15 protein-coding genes are annotated in these 20,556 nt (G+C 68.7%); 12 read left to right on the top strand and 3 right to left on the bottom strand.

Features of this window, described 5'->3' with window-relative positions; genetic code table 11:
• Window positions 1-60: 60 nt before the first annotated feature.
• The 3 genes from FDA38_RS24620 to FDA38_RS24610 all read left to right on the top strand — a co-directional run bounded on the left by FDA38_RS24620 (window position 61) and on the right by FDA38_RS24610 (window position 3,377).
• On the top strand, window positions 61-672 hold the full coding sequence (locus FDA38_RS24620; protein ID WP_137256424.1) for a TetR/AcrR family transcriptional regulator: 612 nt from the start codon (window positions 61-63) through the stop codon (window positions 670-672).
• A gap of 72 nt (window positions 673-744) precedes the next feature.
• Complete coding sequence (locus FDA38_RS24615) at window positions 745-1,257, top strand: AAA family ATPase (protein ID WP_137256423.1); 513 nt, start codon at window positions 745-747, stop codon at window positions 1,255-1,257.
• Window positions 1,258-1,292: 35 nt separating this feature from the next.
• The gene (locus FDA38_RS24610) at window positions 1,293-3,377 is read left to right on the top strand and encodes a molybdopterin-dependent oxidoreductase (RefSeq protein WP_137256422.1); all 2,085 of its coding nucleotides are present in this window, start codon (window positions 1,293-1,295) and stop codon (window positions 3,375-3,377) included.
• Here the strand turns inward: FDA38_RS24610 and FDA38_RS24605 are convergent.
• Complete coding sequence (locus FDA38_RS24605) at window positions 3,374-4,384, bottom strand: LacI family DNA-binding transcriptional regulator (protein ID WP_137256421.1); 1,011 nt, start codon at window positions 4,382-4,384, stop codon at window positions 3,374-3,376. The genes FDA38_RS24610 and FDA38_RS24605 overlap by 4 nt on opposite strands.
• A 287-nt stretch (window positions 4,385-4,671) precedes the next feature.
• Between FDA38_RS24605 and FDA38_RS24600 the strand changes: the two genes are divergently transcribed.
• From FDA38_RS24600 to FDA38_RS24575, 6 genes are all read left to right on the top strand, one after another.
• Window positions 4,672-5,421 carry a sugar phosphate isomerase/epimerase family protein gene (locus tag FDA38_RS24600; protein WP_137256420.1) on the top strand — a complete coding sequence of 250 codons (750 nt, stop codon included), beginning with the start codon at window positions 4,672-4,674 and terminating at the stop codon, window positions 5,419-5,421.
• Window positions 5,418-6,515: a Gfo/Idh/MocA family protein gene (locus FDA38_RS24595; protein WP_137256419.1), complete on the top strand. Its 1,098-nt coding sequence runs from the start codon at window positions 5,418-5,420 to the stop codon at window positions 6,513-6,515. Before FDA38_RS24600 ends, FDA38_RS24595 begins: the two co-directional genes overlap by 4 nt.
• Window positions 6,512-7,132, top strand: a complete 621-nt coding sequence (locus tag FDA38_RS24590) for an SGNH/GDSL hydrolase family protein (protein WP_137256418.1) — start codon at window positions 6,512-6,514, stop codon at window positions 7,130-7,132. The genes FDA38_RS24595 and FDA38_RS24590 overlap by 4 nt, the downstream gene beginning before the upstream one ends.
• Window positions 7,133-7,201: 69 nt before the next feature.
• Window positions 7,202-9,640: a glycoside hydrolase family 2 protein gene (locus FDA38_RS24585; RefSeq protein ID WP_137256417.1), complete on the top strand. Its 2,439-nt coding sequence runs from the start codon at window positions 7,202-7,204 to the stop codon at window positions 9,638-9,640.
• Between the two features lie 91 nt (window positions 9,641-9,731).
• Complete coding sequence (locus tag FDA38_RS24580) at window positions 9,732-10,469, top strand: 3D domain-containing protein (RefSeq protein WP_137256416.1); 738 nt, start codon at window positions 9,732-9,734, stop codon at window positions 10,467-10,469.
• Between the two features lie 4 nt (window positions 10,470-10,473).
• Window positions 10,474-11,331: a polysaccharide deacetylase family protein gene (locus FDA38_RS24575; RefSeq protein WP_233714896.1), complete on the top strand. Its 858-nt coding sequence runs from the start codon at window positions 10,474-10,476 to the stop codon at window positions 11,329-11,331.
• On the opposite strand, the gene FDA38_RS24570 is transcribed toward FDA38_RS24575, so the two are convergent.
• Both FDA38_RS24570 and FDA38_RS24565 read right to left on the bottom strand, forming a co-directional pair.
• The gene (locus tag FDA38_RS24570) at window positions 11,318-12,778 is read right to left on the bottom strand and encodes an NAD-dependent succinate-semialdehyde dehydrogenase (protein WP_137256415.1); all 1,461 of its coding nucleotides are present in this window, start codon (window positions 12,776-12,778) and stop codon (window positions 11,318-11,320) included. The two genes, FDA38_RS24575 and FDA38_RS24570, sit on opposite strands and share 14 nt — an antisense overlap.
• Window positions 12,779-12,813: 35 nt before the next feature.
• Complete coding sequence (locus tag FDA38_RS24565) at window positions 12,814-13,887, bottom strand: MsnO8 family LLM class oxidoreductase (protein ID WP_233714895.1); 1,074 nt, start codon at window positions 13,885-13,887, stop codon at window positions 12,814-12,816.
• 593 nt (window positions 13,888-14,480) lie between these two features.
• Here FDA38_RS24565 and FDA38_RS24560 point away from each other — a divergent pair.
• From FDA38_RS24560 to FDA38_RS24550, 3 genes are all read left to right on the top strand, one after another.
• A complete protein-coding gene (locus FDA38_RS24560) occupies window positions 14,481-17,195 on the top strand; it encodes a type 2 lanthipeptide synthetase LanM family protein (RefSeq protein WP_233714894.1) in 2,715 nt (904 codons plus the stop codon).
• Between the two features lie 13 nt (window positions 17,196-17,208).
• Window positions 17,209-17,421: a hypothetical protein gene (locus tag FDA38_RS24555; protein ID WP_137256412.1), complete on the top strand. Its 213-nt coding sequence runs from the start codon at window positions 17,209-17,211 to the stop codon at window positions 17,419-17,421.
• A gap of 112 nt (window positions 17,422-17,533) precedes the next feature.
• The gene (locus FDA38_RS24550) at window positions 17,534-20,458 is read left to right on the top strand and encodes a helix-turn-helix transcriptional regulator (protein WP_137256411.1); all 2,925 of its coding nucleotides are present in this window, start codon (window positions 17,534-17,536) and stop codon (window positions 20,456-20,458) included.
• The last annotated feature ends 98 nt before the right edge of the window (window positions 20,459-20,556 follow it).

The following is a 20,556-nucleotide window of genomic DNA, read 5'->3' as shown; positions in this document are numbered from 1 at the left end:
GTTTTTCAGCACGACTGTGTTGTAAAACGACACTAACACGACTGTGCTAAAAAGGACCACATGCCGAAGATCGTCGACCACGACGCCCGCCGCGAGGAGATCGCCGAGGCGCTGTGGCGGGTCGTCCGTCGGGACGGGATCCGGGCCGCATCGGTCCGGACCATCGCCACCGAGGCGGGCTGGTCGGCCGGCGCGGTCCGCTACTACTTTCCGGACCAGGACGGTTTGCTCAGCTTCGCGATGGACCTGGTCTCCCGCCGGGTGACCGAGCGGATCAGCGCGATCGAGCCCAAGGGCGGCAGTGTGCAGACCGTCGTACTGCGCTATCTCGACGAGGTGCTGCCGCTGGACGCCGAGCGCCGCGCCGAGTTCGATGTCTGGCTCGCGTTCATGGCGCAGGCCCGGGCCGAATCGGATGCCGGCACCCTGCAGGAACACGTCGACACCGTGCACAACGGACTGCGCCAACTGTGCGACTCGCTGCTGCATTCGCTCGCCGACGCCGGCGTGCTCAAGGACGGTCTCGATCTGCGTCGCGAGGTCGAGCTGCTGCATGCTCTGCTCGACGGCCTCGCGTTGCACGCCGCGATCCAGCCGGACCGCACGACGCCGGCCCGGCTACGACAGCTGATGCGCCGCCACTTGGACTCACTGATGACCGAAAAGCCCTGACAAAACTGGGGTTTTCGGAGAAGAATCGCCGCGACCGGTTCAAAACCTTGCGCCACGTGGCACGATCACCGCATGGAGTCCGAGGGGGTGATCGTCGTCAGTGGAATCATGGCGGCGGGGAAGTCGTCGGTGTCCCAGATGCTGGCCGAAAGATTCCAGTACGGCGTGCATCTGCGGGGGGATGTTTTCCGGCGGATGATCGTCAGCGGACAGGCCTCGATGGCCGACGACGTACTCGAAGCGCAGCGTCAGCTTCAGCTCCGCTACCGGCTCGCCTGTATGGCCGCCGACGAGTACGCGAAGGCGGGTTTCACCGTCGTACTGCAGGACGTCGTGATCGGTGAACTGCTGCGCGAGTTCCTCGACGGCATCCGGACCCGCCCGCGCTATCTCGTCGTACTGACACCGCGGCCCGAGGTCATCTCCGGCCGGCTCGGTGGCGCGCATCATCTGGTCGACGAGCTCGACTACGAGCTGCACGCGTTCAGTCCGCGGCGTGGGTTGTGGCTGGACAACTCCGACCTGTCGGTCGGCGAGACGGTCGACGCGATCCTCGGCCGGCTCGACGAGGCCGTCTTCGACTGATGGCGGGTCTCCTTACCCAAGGGTAGTTTGAGTGGATGACCGTACGGCGGACCTCGTGCAACCTGTGTGAAGCGATCTGCGGCGTGCTCGTCACCGTCGAGAACGGGCGGGTCACCGACATCCGCGGCGACGAATCGGACCCGCTGTCCCACGGTCACATCTGCCCGAAGGCGGTCGCGCTTCGTGACCTCCAGGAGGACCCCGACCGGTTGACCACGCCGGTACGGCGGACGCCCGACGGCTGGCAGGAGATCGGGTGGGACGCGGCGTACGAGCTCGTGGTCGACAAGTTCACCGGGATCCAGAAGGAGCACGGACGCAACTCGATCGGCGTCTACCTCGGCAACCCGAACGTGCACAGTCTCGGCGCGCTCACGCACATGCCGACGATGGTCAGGCAGCTGCGGACCCGGAACAAGTTCAGCGCGACGTCGATCGACCAGCTGCCGCACATGCTGTCGTCGTACCTGCTGTACGGGCATCAGTTGATGGTCGCGGTGCCGGACATCGACAGGACGTCGTACCTGCTGATGCTCGGTGCGAATCCGATGGCGTCGAACGGCAGCATGATGACGGCGCCCGGGTTCGGGCGGCGGCTGAAGGACGTGCGGAAGCGCGGCGGGAAGGTCGTCGTCATCGATCCGCGGCGGACCGAGACGGCGGCGGTCGCCGACGAGCACCAGTTCGTCCGGCCGGGGACCGACGCGGCGTTCCTGCTCGCGCTGATCCATGAGGTGATCTCGCTGGGCGCCGCGCGTCCCGCGGAGTACGTCGACGGGCTGGAGACGGTCGAGGCCGTGGTCGAGGCATGGACGCCGGAGCGGGCGGCGGGGATCACCGGCATCCCGGCGGAGGTGATCCGGCGGGTCGCTCGTGAGTTCGCCGAGGCTGACCGGGCTGCTTGCTACGGGCGGGTCGGGGTGTCGACGCAGCAGTTCGGGGCGATCTGCCAATGGGCGATCCAGGTGCTGAACATCATCACCGGCAACCTGGATCGGCCGGGCGGGACGATGTTCCCGCGGCCGGCGGTGAACGCACTCCTCGGACTCGGACGCGGTCATATCGGGGTGTGGAAGAGCCGCGTGCGCGGGCTGCCGGAGTTCGGCGGCGAGCTGCCGGTGTCGACGATGGCCGAGGAGATCCTGACGCCGGGCGACGGCCAGATCCGGGCCATGATGACGGTGGCCGGGAACCCGGTGCTGTCGACGCCGAGCGGTCGGAAGCTGGACGAGGCGCTCGAGTCGCTGGAGTTCATGGTCGCGATCGATCCGTACATCAACGAGACCACTCGGCACGCGGACGTGATCCTGCCGCCGGCGCCGCCGCTCGAGCGGGACCACTACGACGTGATCTTCCACCAGCTCGCCGTACGCAACACCGCGCGCTGGAACGACGCAGTACTGCCCAAGCCCGCGGACGCCCGGCACGACTGGGAGATCTTCCGCGACCTCGGGCTGGCGTTCGTACGGCGTACGTCGTGGAGCCGTCGGCGGGTCGAGGTGACCGCTCGACTGCGGGTGTCGCCGCGCAGGATCGTGGACGCCGGACTGCGGATCGGGCCGTACCGGCTGTCGGTGGCGAAGCTGCGGAAGTCGCCCGGCGGGATCGATCTCGGACCGTTGCAGCCGGCGCTCCCGGGCGCGCTGCATCACAAGTCGAAGCGGATCGATCTGGCGCAGCGGATGATTCTGGACGACCTGCCCCGGCTGGATTCGCTCAACGAGCTGGACGGCCAACTCCTGCTGATCGGTCGGCGGCACCTTCGCAACAACAACTCGTGGATGCACAACTCGGCGCGGTTGGTGAAGGGCAAGCCCCGGCACCAGCTCCTGATGAATCCCGACGACCTCGCCGAACGCGAGCTCACCGACGGCCAGTTCGTCACGGTCACCTCCGCGGCCGGCTCGATCTCCGTGGAAGTTGCCTCTAGCAACGACATCATGCCCGGCGTGGTCAGCCTCCCGCACGGCTTCGGTCACAACCGTCCCGGCGCCCGCCTCACCATCGCGAATCAGGTGCTGGGGCAGAGCGCGAACGATGTGACCGACGCCGGCTACACCGACGCCGTGGCCGGTACCGCCGCGGTGAACGGAGTACCGGTCACGGTGACAGCTTCCTAAGTCGGCGGCGCTGAGCTGTCGCGGATGATCAGCAACGGCGTCGAGTACAGATGGGCCTGGGGTTGGGCGCCGGAGATCAGGGCCAGCAATCGCTGGGTGACTTCCGCGCCGTACCCGACGATGTTGTGGCTGAGCGCCGTGAGTGTGGGATGGGTGATCCGGCACAGCGCCGAGTCGTCCCAGGCCACCAGCGTGATGTCGTCGGGCACGCGCAGGCCGAGGCCCTGGATGACGGCCAGGCCGGCCACTGCCATCAGGTCGTTGTCGTAGATGATCGCGGTCGGGCGCGGACTGCCGGTGACGACATCACGCGTGGCAGCGGCGCCTTGGGCGGCGGAGTAGTCGGTGTGGTGGATGCGGGTCTCGACCGACAATCGCCGGGTGGCCAGCTCGAACGCCTGGTCGCGGATCCAGACATCGCCGTACTCCGGTGGCCCCGCGACCCGCGCGATCACCCGATGCCCGAGCGACGCGACGTGATCCAGCGCTGCGTTCATTGCCGCCGTACCGTCCGTCCAGACGCACGGCATCCCGTCCGCGAGCGCCGGATCCCCGACCAGCACGGCCGGCAGACCGAGCTTCCGCAGTACCGGAAGGCGGGGATCGGCGACGCGGAGGTCGACGACGATCACCCCGTCGACCCGGCGCTCGGCCGCCCACTTCCGGTACGTCGCCAACTCCTCGTCGAGATCGGCCACCACCTGCAGGGCCAACGCGTACGACTTCTCCGCGAGGACCGACTCGACGCCGCCGACGAAGCCCATGAAGTACGGCTCCTCGATCAAGGTCTGCGCCGACCTCGCGAGCACCAGCCCGAACGTCTCGCTGCGCGCGGCGGACAACTGGCGGGCAGCCCGGTTGGGCACCCACTCCAGCTCCGCGGCGACCTGCAGCACACGTGCACGGGTGGCCTCCGACACCCCGGGCTGGTTGTTCAGGGCGTACGAGACGGCGCCTTGGGAGACACCACAGCGACGGGCGATCTCCTTGATGGTCACACGGGACACAACGCTTCACTCCTCACGGGCGGCCGGACCGCTGACGGTCGGTCCGGAATCCTTCAGTGTGCGCCTGACCTGAACACCCTGTCATCACTTGAGCACACAAAGTGACCGTTTGATCAAACTCGGGAATCCGAGAGAAATGCCCCAGGTGACCGCCCAGTGGTTGGGCGGAGGGTGGTGCCGCCCGGGCTCGGTGGGATACCGTTGCCGTCGTTACTTAACCGGTTCGGCTTATCAGTCGGTGCAAACCCCAGGGCAGCGGGTGACGCGCCGCCGACAAGGAGAAACCAATGGTCGCAGTGGACCACCTGTCCCTCCAGTTGTACACGGTCCGGGGCAAGCTCGAAGAGGACTTCGACGGCACTCTGGCACGCATCGCGGAGATCGGCTACACCAAGGTCGAGCCCTTCGGTGTGACCGCCTTCGCGGACCGTCTGGCCGACGCGCTGCCCAAGCACGGACTCTCGGCCCCCACCACGCACGCCGGCCTGCTGCGGGACGAGGCCGGCCCGATCTACGCCGCCGCGAAGCGCCTCGGCATCGGCACGGTGATCGACCCGCACACCGACCCCGCCCGCTGGCAGAACGCGGACGACATCAAGGTCATCGCCGACGGGCTGAACAAGGCCGCGATCGAGGCCGCCGACCACGGCATCACGGTCGGCTACCACAACCACCAGTTCGAGCTCGAGTCGAAGATCGGCGGCGCGCACGGGCTGGAGATCCTGGTCGACAACCTGTCCGACGACGTGATCCTCGAGGTCGACACGTACTGGGCCGCGGTCGGCGGTGCCGACGTACCGGCGCTGCTCGGCAAGTTCGGTGACCGGGTCAAGGCGATCCACGTCAAGGACGGCGACGGCACGCTGAACAACAAGGCCCAGGTCGCGGTCGGCGACGGCGTCATCGCGGTCCGGGAGATCCTCGCGGCAGCGCCTGCTGCTCTGCGGGTCGTCGAACTTGACGACTTCACCGGCGAGATCTTCGACGCGGTCGAGGGCAGCTACACGTTCCTGACCGGAGAGGGTGCGCCTGCATGACAGCAGTCGGAGTAGGTGTGATCGGCGCCGGAGTCATCTCCGACGCCTACATCAAGAGCATGCAGAGCTTCCCGGACCTGAAGGTCGTCGCGATCGGCGACCTGCGGCCGGAAGCGGCCGCGGAGAAGGCCAAGGAGTACGGGATCGAGGCCCACGGCGGTCCCGAGGTCGTGCTGAACAACGCCGACGTCGAGATCGTGGTCAACCTGACCATCCCGATCGCGCACGTCGAGGTGGCCCTGGCCGCGGTTGCCGCAGGCAAGCATGTCTGGAGCGAGAAGCCGTTCTCGCTGGACCAGGACAGCGGGCTCAAGCTGCTGGCCACGGCACAGGACGCGGGCGTGCGGCTGGGCTGCGCACCCGACACCATCCTGGGCCCGGGTCTGCAGGAGTCCCGTCGCATCATCGAGCGCGGTGACATCGGTACGCCGTTGACCGCGCTGACGCTGATGCAGTCCCCCGGCCCGGAGTCCTGGCACCCGAACCCGGCGTTCCTGTTCTCCGACGGCGCGGGTCCGCTGTGGGACATCGGCCCGTACTACCTGACCACGCTGGTCCAGCTGTTCGGTCCGGTCGCCGCGGTCGCGGGGATCGGGTCGAAGTCGAAGGAGAAGCGCACGATCGGCTCCGGTCCGCTGGCGGGGACCGATTTCGACGTGACCGTGCCGACGCATGTCAGCGCGATCGCGAAGTTCGAGTCGGGTCAGTCGTCGCAGAGCATCTTCAGCTTCGACTCGCCGCTGTCGCGGGCCGGGTTCGTCGAGATCACCGGCTCGGACGCGACGCTCGCCGTACCGGACCCGAACGGGTTCGACGGTGAGATCAAGATCCGTCGCCGCGGTGCCGACGACTGGGAGACCATCGCCGAGACCAAGGCGGTGGCCCAGCGCGGTACCGGTGTGCTGGAGATGGCGCGGGCGATCCGGGCCGGCCGGCCGCACCGGGCGACCGGGGCGCTGGCGTTCCACATCGTCGACGTGATGGCCTCCATCACCGATTCGATCGACACCGGCGCGTTCGTCGACGTGAACAGCACGGTCGAGGTCGCGCCGATCCTGCCGGACGACTGGGACGTGACCGCAGCAACGCTATGACCAGCATCCTTCTCGATCCCCGGCGGACCGTCGTGTTCGCCGGGGACTCGGTCACCGACTGCGGCCGCCGTACCGACCCGGACGGGTTGGGTGACGGCTATGTCCGCAACCTGTACGACGACCTCTCCGACCGATACCGCGAACACCGGCCGAAGATCGTCAATGCCGGCATCAGTGGCAACCGGGCGGCCGATCTGGCCGGCCGGTGGTCGACCGATGTGCTGGCCCACGACCCGTCGCTGGTGTCGATCCTGATCGGGATCAACGACACCTGGCGGCGGTACGACGAGAACGACCCGACGACGGCGGAGTCCTTCGAGGCGTCGTACCGGGCGCTGCTCGATCCGCTGGACTGTCCGGTGGTCCTGATGGAGCCGTTCCTGCTGCCGGTGAAGGACGGGCAGGACGCGTGGCGCGAGGACCTGGACCCGAAGCTCGAGGTGGTCCGCAAGCTGGCCGTCGAGTACGGCGCGATCCTGGTGCCGACCGATCTCGAGCTGACCAAGCAGGCCGCCTCCGTCGGCCCCGGAACGCTCGCCGGAGACGGCGTGCACCCGAGCCCGGCGGGCCACCGTGCCCTCGCCGATCTGTGGCGACGGTACGTCCTGGACGACTGACGTCCACCGCTCCGCACTCATCGGTGCGGCGCGGATTTACTAAACCGGTTCATCCCCTGGAGCCCGACTGTGACATCGCTGAAGACCCTTGACCTGACCACCGGCGGCGGCGCCGCCTGGACCGTCCGCGCCGTCGAGGGTCCGGCGCCCGCCGACCTGATCGACCGGCCGGTGGCCGCGACCGTTCCGGGCGAGGTGCACACCGACCTGCTCGCGGCGGGCGAGATCCCGGACCCGTTCGACGGCGACAACGAGTCGAAGCTGCACTGGATCGGGCGGACCCGGTGGAGCTACCGGACCACGTTCAGCTGGGCCGCGGACGGCAACGACCGGCAGGAGCTGGTGGCCGACGGGCTCGACACGGTCGCGACCGTCACGCTGAACGGGCAGGAGATCGGCCGGACCGCGAACCAGCACCGTTCGTACCGGTTCGACATCACCGCCGTGCTGGTTGCCGGGGACAACGAGCTGGTGATCGAGTTCGAGGGTCCGGTCGCGGCGGCCGAGGCGGAGCGGGCGAAGGTCGGCAGCTGGCCGCACACCAACCTGCACCCGTACAACGAGCTGCGGAAGATGGCCTCGAACTTCGGCTGGGACTGGGGACCGGACGTCGCGACCGCGGGCATCTGGCGGCCGATCCGTGTGGAGTCCTGGTCCGGCGTGCGTATCGACTCGGTCCGTCCGCTGGCCGGGGCCGACGGTGTGCTGAACACCTTCGTCTCGCTGGCCTGGACGGACACCGCCTCGGAGTACGCCACCGTCACCGTCGAGGTCGGCGGTACGACGCAGTCCGCGAGCGTCAAGCCCGGGTGGGACACCGTTGCCGTCACCAACACGGTCCCCGAGGCGGACCTCTGGTGGCCGCGCGGGCACGGCGAGCAGCCGTTGTACGACGTGGTCGTCAAGCTCGGCGACGAGGAGTGGACCGGGCGGGTCGGCTTCCGGGACATCACCGTGAACGTTGCCCCGGACAACGACGGTACGCCGTTCGTCCTGTCCGTCAACGGCAAACCGATCTACGTCCGCGGCGCGAACTGGATCCCGGACGACGCGTTCGTCACCCGGTTGAACGCGGACACGTACCGGACCAGCATCCAGGACGCCGTCGACGCCGGCATGAACCTGCTGCGCGTCTGGGGCGGCGGGATCTACGAGAGCGACGACTTCTACGACGTCTGCGACGAGCTGGGAATCCTTGTCTGGCAGGACTTCCTGTTCGCGTGTGCGGCGTACTCCGAGGAGGAGCCGCTGCGGAGTGAGGTCGAGGCCGAGGCGCGACAGGCGGTCACCCGGCTGAGCAAGCACGCCAGCCTCGCGGTCTGGAACGGCAACAACGAGAACATCTGGGGGTACGTCGAGTGGAGCTGGCGGGTCCCGCTGGCCGGCCGGCCGTGGGGCGCCGGGTACTACCTCGACCTGCTGCCGAAGATCGTCGCCGAGCTCGACCCGCGGACGCCATACTCGGCCGGTAGCCCGTACTCGTTCGACCAGTTCATCCACCCGAACGACGAGCGGCACGGGACGATGCACATCTGGGACGTGTGGAACCAGGTGGACTACACGACGTACCGCAAGTACAAGCCGCGGTTCGTGTCGGAGTTCGGCTTCCAGGGGCCGCCGGCCTGGTCGACGCTCACCTCGGTGGTGCACGACGCGCCGCTCGACCCGTACGGCGAGCAGATGCTCGTGCACCAGAAGGCATTCGAGGGCAACCTCAAGCTGGAGCGTGGACTGGGTGAGCATCTGCCGGTATGGAAGGACATCGACGACTGGCACTGGACCACGCAGCTGAACCAGGCGCGGGCCGTTGCCTACGGCATCGAGCACTTCCGCTCGCTCTTCCCGCTGAACACCGGCGCTGTGGTCTGGCAGCTGAACGACAACTGGCCCGTGGTCTCCTGGGCAGCCGTCGACGGGCACGGGATCCGCAAGCCTCTGTGGTTCGCGCTGAAGCGGGTGTACGCCGATCGCCTGCTGACCGTGCAACCGCGGGAGGACGAGCTGGTCGTTGCCGCACACAACGACACCGACAACGCCTGGTCCACCGAGGTGACGGTGACCCGGCGGTCGACCGCCCGCGACGGTGAGGTCCTGGCCCGCGAGACGTTCACGCTCGAGGTGCCGGCGCGGTCCGCAGTCAGCAACGCGTTGCCTTCCTCTGTTGCCGTCGCATCCAACCCGGCCGGCGAGTATCTGGAAGTGCGCGGGGCAGATGGCGCGTCCACCTTCTGGTACTTCGTGGAGGACACGTCCTTGGAGCTGGCCCCGGACGCCTTCACCACCGAGGCGACCTCAACCCCGGACGGGTACGACGTGACCGTCGTCGCGACCGCGCTCGCCAAGGATCTGGCCTTCTTCCCGGACCGGCTGGACCCGGCGGCCCGGGTGGACTCGTGCCTGATCACGCTCTCGGCCGGCGAGAGCCACACCTTCCACGTCACCGGTGCGAAGGCGCCCGAGTGGATCGGCGTACCGGTGCTGCGGTCGGCGAACGATCTGGTGAACTGATTTACGTCGAGACCTTGACTAAAGGCGGGACGGGACCGCTACTTGAGGGTGAAACCTCATGGTCCCGCCCCACCTTGGAGGTCTTGCGGTCATGCGCTCTCTCGCCATCGTTCTGCTGAGTTTCGCTTCTCTGCTGGTCGCTCCGGCCACCGCATCCGCGGCATTGCCGGCCTGTCAGCACTTCTACACCGGACCGATCCCCGACCGGCCGATCTCCGGCGGTCACGGCAACGGGACCACCGCACCGCCGTACGACGTGAGCGGCCGGCTGCCCGCGCCGGGTGGGATCAGCGGCGGTCTCGGCGCGGACGGGAAGGTGACGTTCACGTTCAACCGGGTGGCCGGCGCTAAGGCGTACCGCGCGTTCCGGAACGGGCAGGCGCTGCAGTGGATCAGCGACTGGGGTCAGCCGACGCTGCAGGTGACGGACGCGAGCCCGTGCGACGGCGCGCATTACCAGGTGTACGCGATGTCGGCCGAGGACACCTCGGCGTCGTCGATCGGCCAGATCAGTACGTCGTACCGGCTGGACTCGTCGAACCACCTGGCGTCGTACCGGATGCCGGTCGGGACCACGCTGAACTACCGGGTGTCGGCGTACAACGACGTCGCCCAGACGGCGCTCGGCTACAACGCCGGCACCGGGATCTGCGCGGTGGACGCCCGCATCATCCCCTGGGGAACTCGCCTGTACGTCCCCGGCTACGGCCATTGCTACGCGGCCGACATCGGCAGCTGGATCAAGGACGACATCGTCGACGTGTGGTTCCCGCCTGGCCCGGACGCGAACAACTGGGGCATCCAGCGACTCTCGCTGACCGTAGAGTGAGGGCATGACCTGGGGGAAGTATGTCGCTGTCGTTGGCCTGCTGTTCGCGCTTGTTGCTTGCAGCAACAGCAGACCGGTGGCGACACCCCAGACCCGGGCGCCCTCAGTGCCTGTGCGTACGGCGAAGCCGGTGCGGCCGACGGTCGTACCGGTGCAGGCCAAGCCGGGTGCATCCGGCAACGTGAAGCTGATGCCGGTCCTCGACCACGGGCCGCGGGACAGGAAGCAGATCGCGCTGACCTTCGACGCCGACCTGACTGCGTTGATGCGCAGGCGGTTGGTGTCCGGCACGGTGAAGTCGTACTACAACAAGGCACTGATCGACGAGCTCCGTGCGCTGCATGTTCCGGCAACCATGTTCCTGACCGGGATGTGGATGGAGCAGTATCCCGGCATCACCCGCCAGCTCGCCAACGACCCGTTGTTCGAGCTGGGCACGCACACCTACGATCACCGCGGTTTCACCAAGCACTGCTACACGCTGGGGACGGTTCCCCGCGACCAGATGCTCGCGGATGTACGACGCGCCATCACCGAGCTGGATCAGCTGGATCCCCACGCCACCAGGTGGTTCCGCTTCCCCGGCGGCTGCTACGACGCCACCGCCCTCCACGAGCTCGCCCCAGCCGGCGTAACCGCCGTCGGCCTCGACGTCCCCGGCGCCGACGGCTTCGCCAAGTCACCCCAGCCGATCATCAAACAGGTCCTCGACCACGTACAGAACGGCTCCATCGTCGTCCTCCACATGCACGGCGGCGACAACGCGCCCTACACTGCCCAGGCCGTAGGCCCGATCGTCCACGGACTCCGAGCCCGCGGCTACCAACTGGTCACCGTCACCCAACTCGTCAGTCGACGTTGACTGCGACGTACTTCAGGTCCAGGTATTCGTCGATTCCTACGGTGCCGCCTTCGCGACCGAGGCCGGACTGTTTAACGCCGCCGAAGGGGGCGGCCGGGTTGGAGACGATGCCTTGGTTGAGGCCGATCATGCCTGCTTCCAGGCGTTCGGAGACTCGGAGCGCGCGGCTCAGGTCCTTGGTGAACAGGTAGGAGACCAGGCCGAACTCCGTGTCGTTCGCCATCCGTACGGCCTCGTCCTCGGTCTCGAACGCGGTCAGCGGTGCGACCGGTCCGAAGATCTCCTCCTTCTGCAGCCGGGCGCTCACCGGTACGTCGGCCAGCACTGTCGGCTGGAAGAAGTATCCGTTGCCCTCGGCAACTGAACCACCGGTCAACGTGCGGGCTCCCTGGGCGATCGCGTCGGCGACCAGGTCGGCCACCTTGTCGCGCTGCTTGCCGTCGATCAGCGGACCGACTTCGACGCCTTCTTCCGTACCGCGGCCGACGTTGAGCGCTGCCATCCGCTCGGTCAGGCGGGACGAGAACTCATCCATTACCGACGAGTGCACGTAGATCCGGTTGGCCGACGTACAGGCCTCGCCGCCGTTGCGCATCTTGGCCAGCATCGCGCCGTTGACCGCCTTGTCCAGATCGGCGTCCTCGAACACCAGCAGCGGCGCGTTCCCGCCGAGCTCCATGCTGGTCCGCAGTACCTGGTCGGCGGCTTGCTCGATCAGCTTGCGGCCGACCGGGGTCGATCCGGTGAAGGAGAGCTTGCGGGCGCGGCCGTCGCGGATCAGCGGCTCCATCACACCGCCCGCATCGTGGGTGGTGACCACGTTCAGCACACCCGCCGGCAGACCTGCCTCGGTCATCAGCTCGGCCAGCTTGAGCATCGAGAGCGGCGTCTGGGCGGCCGGCTTGATCACCATCGTGCAGCCGGCGGCGACGGCCGGTCCGATCTTGCGCGCGCCCATCGCGGCCGGGAAGTTCCACGGCGTGATCAGCAGGCACGGCCCGACCGGTTGGCGCATCAGCAGGAACCGCCCTGAGCCGTTCGGCGCGACCTGGTATCCGCCCTCGATCCGAACCGCTTCTTCGGCGAACCAGCGGAAGAACTCAGCTGCGTAAGCGATCTCGCCCTTGGACTCGGCGACCGGCTTGCCCATCTCCAGCGTCATCAGCAGCGCGAGGTCGTCGGCCCGCTCAGTCATCAACTCATAGGTACGGCGCAGGATCTCGCCGCGCTCGCGTGGTGGTGTAGCGGCCCACTCCGCTTGGGCGGCAACCGCTGCGTCGAGCGCCGCCTTGCCGTCGGCCGGACTGGCATCCGCCACGTCGCAGAGCGTCGTACCGGTGGCCGGGTCCTCGACGGCGAGAGTCTTGCCGCCCTCGGCCGCCACCCACTTGCCTCCGATGAACAGCTCGGTCGGACACCCCTCGACGACTTCCCGCTCCGATGACATGGCCCCGCCTCTCGTCTGGGTTGGCAGTACCCAGACTAGGCCGTGGCTATCAGCGGAGGCGTGTGCCTCGGGACCGTACGGACGATGCGAGTCAGGCCGGCCGCGACGGTGCGGAGGATCGCCGAGCGGATGATTCCGTCGAAGGCCAGTGGGACGAGCATGACCTCGTCCGCCGTCGTACTCGCGACCAGTGCGCCCAGTCCGGCTGCCACGGTCGCGCGTGAGCCGACGATGTGGCCCGGGTCGTCCAGCAGTCGTTCTGCGCGTCCACGCTCCCGCCCGGTCAGCGGCGGTTCCAGCAACGCCATCAGCTCGCCGGACGTGACCCGTGGTCCAGCCGCGGCCAGTCGGGTCTTCACCCGGACGTACTCCGCGAATCGGGCAAAGGCCTCCTCCTCGGAGTCGGCTGCCACAACGCCGACCGTTACGGCCAGGTACGGCCGTACCTTCGGTCCGGTCGGCTCGAAGTGATCCCGGTACGCCGCGACCGCAGCCGGCGTCACCGAAGCCGCAGTGTGGTGCGACAGGAAGAGCGGCAGCCCACGCACGGCGGCGGTCATCGCAGTACCGGCGTGATCGGCCAGCACGAAGACCGGTGGCGGCAGACCGGCCAGGGACAGCCGTACGTCGCCGACCGGCGCCCGGCCCGGCGTACCGTCGCGCAGGAACCCGCACAGCTCGTCCAGCCGCTGCGGGAACGAGTCACGTGCGCCACCGGCGAGTGCAGCCGCAGTACTCGGTGCGACGCTGCGTTGCTCCCCCACACCCAGGTCGATCCGGCTCGGGTACGCCGCTGCGAGTGCAGCGAACTGTTCCGCGACGACCAGCGGCTGGTGGGTGGTCAGTAGGAGTCCGCCGGCGCCCAGGCGGATCCGGTCGGTCCGCGCGGCGAGAACCGCCGCGAGCACGGCCGGTGCTGCGCCGCCGACACCTCGAACACCGTGCTGCTCTCCGAGCCAGAACCGACGGTATCCGAGGTCATCGGCGGCCAGTGCCACCTCCGCGGTCTCCCGGAGCGCGGCCGCAGCCGACTGACCGGGCAGCTGCGGTACAACGTCCAGCACAGAGTGGGCCGAGACGGGTAGTCCGGGAGCGACAGTGGTGAGCACGGGCCCACGGTGACAGCGCGGGACCTGTTCACGCATGGGGATTCGGCACCCAAGTTCCGGCCGCCGTGCCCCCATCCTCGGGCCCCTGTCGGCGGTCCGAAAATGGGTGGTGACAGCCCTTGTCGGGCCCGGTCCCGCGCAGGCATCGTTCCGGGCGTGCCGCCGGCCTTCCACCAAAGGCCGGGCGGCCCGGTCCGCTGCCGCGGGGTGCTCTACCCCCCAGTCGTCACCCCGCGGCAGACACCGATCGACACTCAGCTACACCGACCCGGAACGGACAGGAATATGGGGGCTGAGTACCCATGCCCGGGTACTGTCCCCGATGGCAGCCTGAGCCCGTGCTCAACTCAGCGACCGCGGGAAAAGCCCGGATCAGCCAGCGAAAGACCTGGTGGTCCGCGGGCGTCCGGCCGCACGAGTTGACCCACTCCGCGCCGGCCTGGGCCGAGTACGTGGAGCGCAGTACCTCTCTCCCACCGAGCGCGCCTGTCGCCGGTCGAGACCCTGCAGGGACCGGTGTCATTGGCGGCTACACGTCAGGTGGAGCGGCCACGACAACGGATGGGTCCGGCACGGACTGGCGGCAGGCGCTCATGCGTTGCCTGGAACCGCTCCTGGACTCGGCTCGCCGGGACCTGGCGGCGGCCGGGCACACCGGCGTACTCGCCGAGCAGTTCCTGCAGCGGCTGGGCCTCCGCCTGGTCAAGCTGGCCGCCCGCACGCTGGTCCTGGAGCTCGCCCGGGCCCGGGACCGCGGCGAGCTGGCCGGCGACACCCCTGCCGAGAGGTTCCTCGACTTCACCCACCGGCTGGTCGGAGGGAGCGAGCTGGCGGAGTTCCTGGCCGCGTACCCGGTGCTGGCCAGGGTCCTGGGCGAGTCGTGCCGTCAGGGCGTCGAGGGTCACCTCGAGCTGCTGGCACGACTCGCCGAGGACCGTGCGTCACTCGTCACCGGACTGCTGGACGGCCGCGACCCAGGGTCGCTGACCTCGATCGACCCCGGCGGCGACCCGCACCGGGGCGGCCGGTGCACCGCGATCCTCACCTTCGCCGACGGCCGGCGGCTGGTCTACAAGCCCCGCTCGCTGGAGCTCCACCAGCACTTCAACGCCTTTGTGGACTGGACGAACGCCAAGACCGCGCTGGACATCCGCACGGTCCGCCTGCTGCCTCGGGACGGCTACGGCTGGCTGGAGTACGTCGTCCACGAGCCCTGCGACGACTTCGCCGGTGTACGGCGGTTCTACCAGCGGCAAGGTGCCCTGCTGGCGTTGCTGTACGTGCTGGACGGCACCGACATGCACTTCGAGAACCTCATCGCCGCGGGCGACCAGCCGGTGCTGGTCGATGTCGAGACGCTCTTCCACCCCAGCCGCCTGCCGGTGACCGGTTTGACCCACGACCCGGCGTACAGCTCGTTGCTCGGCTCGGTGTACCGCACCGCGCTGCTTCCGTTGCTCGTGTCGGGTGAGTACGGCGTTTCGGACGTGTCCGGGCTGGGCGGCGACGCCGGCTCGACGGCGTCGACGAGCGTGGTCGACTGGGCCGATGCCGGGCTGGACTCGATGCATCTCGTCCGGCGTCCCGGACAGCCGCAGAGCGCGGCCAACCGGCCGATGCTGGACGGAGCGACGATCGAGCCCCGTGAGCACGAGATCGCTGTCCTCACAGGGTTTCGGGCCGCGTATGAGGCGATCGCCCGACACCGTGACGAGTTCCTCGGACCTGAGGGTCTGCTGGCGCAGTGTGCCGCGGACCAACTCCGGTTCGTACCGCGCAGCACCAGCCTGTACACCAGTCTGCTGGACGAGTCGACCCATCCGGACGCACTGCGTGACGCGGCCGGCCGGAGTCAGCTGCTCGACCTGCTGTGGGATGCGGACGAGTCACTGCACGCGATCGTCCCGCACGAGCTGGCCGACCTGTGGGCAGGCGACGTACCGCTGTTCACCGCTCGCCCCGACAGCACGGACGTGTGGGCGTCGGACGGCACGCAGGTCGCCGATGTCCTCGCAACTACAGGGCTTTCGGCGGTAGAGGCGAAGATCGCAGGCCTCAGCGACGTCGACGAGCATCGGCAGGCCTGGCTGATCTCCGCGTGCCTCGCGACCCGTCCGGAGCCGATCAAGCACGTCAGTACGAGGATCCGGCAACATCTGGGCACGACCGAGGCAGACCCCGACCAACTGCTTGCCGCAGCCACCGACATCGCCGACGAGATCGTCGCGCAGGTGATCGGTGAGACCGGTGGCGCGGCCAACTGGCTCGGCCTGGAGTTGCTCGACGATCACCACTGGGCCGTGCGTTCCATGGGCGCGGGCCTGTCCAACGGCTACACCGGTACGGCGCTCTTCCTCGCACAGGTCGGTGTGATCACCGGAGCCGACAGGTACTGCGAGCTGGCGCGCGACGCGATCCGTCCGATCCCCCAGCTGCTCGAAGCGCTGGCGGGTGACCTCGAGTCCGCCCAACTGGTCGGAGCGGGGTTCCACGGGCTCGGTGGCATCAGCTACGGCCTCGACCGTCTGCGCACACTCCTCGGCGACTCCGGCCTGAGCACCTGGTTGGCCGGCTCGCTCGAGCTCAGTGAGCAGTTGGTGCCGGATGCCACCGAGTTCCCGTCGTACGTCGAAGGTGCGGCCGGCGGACTGGCCGCGATGCAAGCAATCACAGGACTTCCGGCCGCCGACCGACTGGCCGAGCGGTACGCGGATCACCTGGTCACCACAGTCGAGAGCGGCCTCCGTGGCCGAGTAGCAGCGGAACACGGCTTCGCTCGCGGCTTCCAGGGAATCGCATGGGCCCTCGGGCAGTACGGCGCACCTGGTGACAGGTACCTGGACGCCGCCCGGACAGCAGCCGACCTGGACCGGCGGAACGCACCCGCCGGCCACGGCTGGTGTTCGGGCGACGCCGGGACAGCGCTGGCCCGGTCGGCGGCCGGAGTACCAGCGGATCTCGACAGCTACCTGAGGACCGCGGCACAACGTCCGGTGCTCGCCGATCTGAGTCTGTGCCACGGCGAGCTCGGCGCGGTGGAGTCACTGATGTGGCTCGCCGCACGTGAGTACCCAACTGCAGAGGCGGTACGGCGACGTCGTGCCGGGTTGGTGCTCGCGGCAGTACAGCAGTACGGACCGCAGTGTGGAACACCACGAGCCGTACCGTCTCCAGGCCTGCTGACCGGTCTGGCAGGGATCGGGTACGGAGTGCTCCGCCTTGCGTTCCCCCAACGGGTTCCGTCCGTGTTGCTGCTCGAACCAACCGCCGGGTCGAGGTGTGGCACAGCACCAGAGCCCACACAGTGACAAGGGGAACGACATGACCGCCCAGCACCACGATGTTCAGCCCAGCACCACGGCCGATACACAGTCCGCCGCTCCGGAACACACCGACCCGCTCGGTCCGATCACGTTGCCGATGCGGCACAAGGTCGGCCTGCGGGCGATGGCCCTGGTCGGAACCGTCGGCATGAGCGCATTGGCGGCCGCCGTAGTTGCGGCCCCCGACGGCCGCCCGTTCGGCACGATCTAGGTTCGACGACCTGCTGGCACCCACCAGCGAACGTTTGACCGAGGGTCCGGTACAACCGGCCCTCGGTCAAGCTATCTGCGGTGACAGCAATTCGTCGTTACAGTTGGCAATCGTGCAGACCCGTTCGCCTACCGTCGTCGGCAGAGCCCGGGAGATCGAGAGCCACCACCGCCTGCTGGCCGACGCCGGTGACGGTCGAGGTGGTGCGATCTTCCTGGTCGGCGAGCCCGGTATCGGAAAGAGCCGGCTTGCCGCGACGGCCACCACCGAGGCCCTCGACGCGGGTATGACGACACTGCGCGGACGGGTCGGGGCGATCGGCACGATGGTTGCCTTCCGCCCGTTCACCGAGGCGCTGCTGTCGCTCATCCGGCGTGGTGAGATGCCCGCGACCGAGGTGCTCGGGCCGTACCAGCAGGTGCTCGGCCGGCTCGTTCCGGACTGGGACGACGGTACGGCGCACGACACCGCTGCGTCACCGGTCGTACTCGGAGAAGCAGTACTGCGACTGCTGACCCTGGTCGGCCGGGAGCACGGGTGCTTACTCGTCCTCGAGGACCTGCACGGTTCCGACCCGGAGACGCTGGCCGTGATCGAGTACATGCTCGACAACCTGGACAACCAGCCGATCGCGCTCGTGGCGACGATGCGGTCCGAGACCTGCGCGGCGTACGAGCTGGCGCGATTGTCGGCGCAGCGCGGTACCGCTGAACTGATCGAGCTGCAACCGCTGCGGCGGACGGAGGTTGCCGAGCTCGCCGCGGGTTGCCTGGAGGTTCCGGTCGACGGCGTGCCGGAGCAGCTGGCGGACCAGTTGTGGAACGACAGCGCCGGAGTCCCCTTCATCGTCGAAGAGCTGCTGCAGGAGGCGAACCGCAGCGGACAACTCGTGTCCGGGCCGGACGGCAGCGTGCAGGTGGTCGACGACCTGCACACGAACGTCCCGGCGGCGGTGGTGCGCAGTATCAGCAGCCGTACCGCGCAGCTCGGGCAGCAGTCGCGGGACATCCTCGTGCTCGCCGCTGTGATCGGGCACCGGTTCCCGCTGAGCGTCGTCCGCGAGGCGACCGGGACGGACGAACGTCAACTGCTGGCCACGCTCCGGGCCGGCGTCGCCGCCCAGTTGGTCGGTCCGGACGAGCCGGCGCCCGACTGGTACGCGTTCCGGCATCCGCTCACCGCCGAATCGCTGCTCGCCGGCCTGACGCCGACCGAACGGTCGAACCTGGCCAGTCGCTGCGCCGACGCGGTCGAGGAACTGCATCCCGGTCTGCCGGGCGAGTGGTGCCCGATGGTCGCCGAGCTCGCCGACACCGGTGGCGACAGCATCCGAGCCGGGCGGCTGTTCGCGCTGGCCGGGCGCCGGTCGTTCGACGACGGCTCGACCGGGTCGGCGGCCAACCTGCTCGAGCGGGCGAACACCCTGCTGATCGCCGATCCCGATATCAGCCACCGGGCCGACGTGCTCGGCTCGCTGCTGCTCGCGCTGAGCGAGACCGGCGGCTACGAACACATCGCCACGCACGCCGCGACCGTCGACGAGCTGGCGGACCGCAACCTCGACAGCCGCAAGGTCGCCGCACTGCACGTCCAGCTCGCCAACGCCGAGATGATGGCCGGTCGCTGGTCGGCCGCGCTGGCGCATGTCGCGACCGCCCGCACCTTGCTCGGCAGCGATGCCGGCGACGCCGACCTCGCCCCGGTCGACGCGATCGCGGCCAACCTCGAGCTGGCGCGCACGAGCCCGGGCCGGCTCAAGACCGCGACCGAACTGGCCCTCCGCGCGGCCGCGGCGGCCGAACGCGCGGAGCTGCCCGAGGTGGCCTGCGAGTCCCTGCAACTGCTGGGGATCCTGGCCCGCGAGCACGACCTCGACCGGTCGGTGGACTACTTCCATCGGGCCCGGCAGATCGCCGAGGCCCAAGGGATGACGCACCAGCGAGTCGCCTCGCACTTCTTCCAGGCGGGCACCATCTGCCTCGCGAACGGCAGCATCCTCGAGCTCGAGCAGGCCCGGCAGCAGGCGTTGCGGATCGGCGCCATCCAGTTGATGTACGAGATGGACGGCATCCTCGGTCAGCAGGCGATCCTGCGGTCCGAGTACGCCCGGGCCGCGGAGATCATCGCCGAGTGCCTGGAGGTCACCCGGCGGCTACGGATGGGGCGGGCCGCGACCTACTTCCTGGCGATCAAGGCGATGCTGGAGGCGCACCAGGGCCATCGGGCCGCGATGGAAGCAGCGCTGGCCGAGGTCGCGAACTGGGGTGGCGAGCGAGCGTCGTACGAACTGCCGTACTCCTACGGGCTGGCCCGGGCGTTCTGTGCGTTGCTCGAGGAGAACCGCGAGCTGGCCGACTCCGACCTGGCGCAGGCGCTCGCTTACGACGCGCAGAACCCGACCACCCTCCACCTGACCGGCAAGAACGGTCTGGCGCTGCTGCTCGGCGTACTGTCCGGTCGCAACGGCTGGGCGCACTTCGAGGCGGTGACCGCGACCGCGGCGAGCGGGATGCGGTGGAACAGGCAGTTCGTCCAGTTCGCAGAGGCTGTACTGCTCGGCCGGGACGGCAAGGTCGAAGCAGCCAACGCCAAGGTGCAGGAGGCGACGGAGACCGCGGCGCTGTTCCCGCTGGCGCGGAACCTCGGTCTGCGTCTGGTTGCCGAGCCTGCCTACGCCGACGGCTGGGGTGATCCGGTCGGCTGGTTGCGGCTGGCCGAGGACTACTTCCACACCGCGGGAATCCCCGCCGTGGCGAGTGCTTGTCGCGGTCTGATGCGGCAGCTCGGCGCGACGGTCTCCCAGCGGCGGAACGGATCGGAGCTGGTTCCGGCGCACCTGCGGCAGCTCGGCATCACCACCCGGGAGTTCGAGGTCTGCCAGCTGCTGGTGGACCGGATCGGGAACAAGTCGATCGCCTCCCGGCTGCACATCTCGCCGCGGACCGTGGAGAAGCACGTGGCGAGTCTGATGACCAAGACCCAGCAACCGGACCGGGAGGCACTGAGCAGTTTCGCCCGCACCGCCCTCCAGGGCTGAGCCTGGAGCCGACCCGATTCCGGGCAGCGATGCGTGTGCTGGAACATCTGGCACCCGTTGGGTGATAGTTGTCGACTCACGCATCGGTTTCCGCCAAC

It is taken from the genome of Kribbella jiaozuonensis (assembly GCF_005233875.1).
Classification (GTDB): Bacteria; Actinomycetota; Actinomycetes; order Propionibacteriales; family Kribbellaceae; genus Kribbella; species Kribbella jiaozuonensis.
This window is presented reverse-complemented; position numbering and strand designations above follow the sequence as displayed.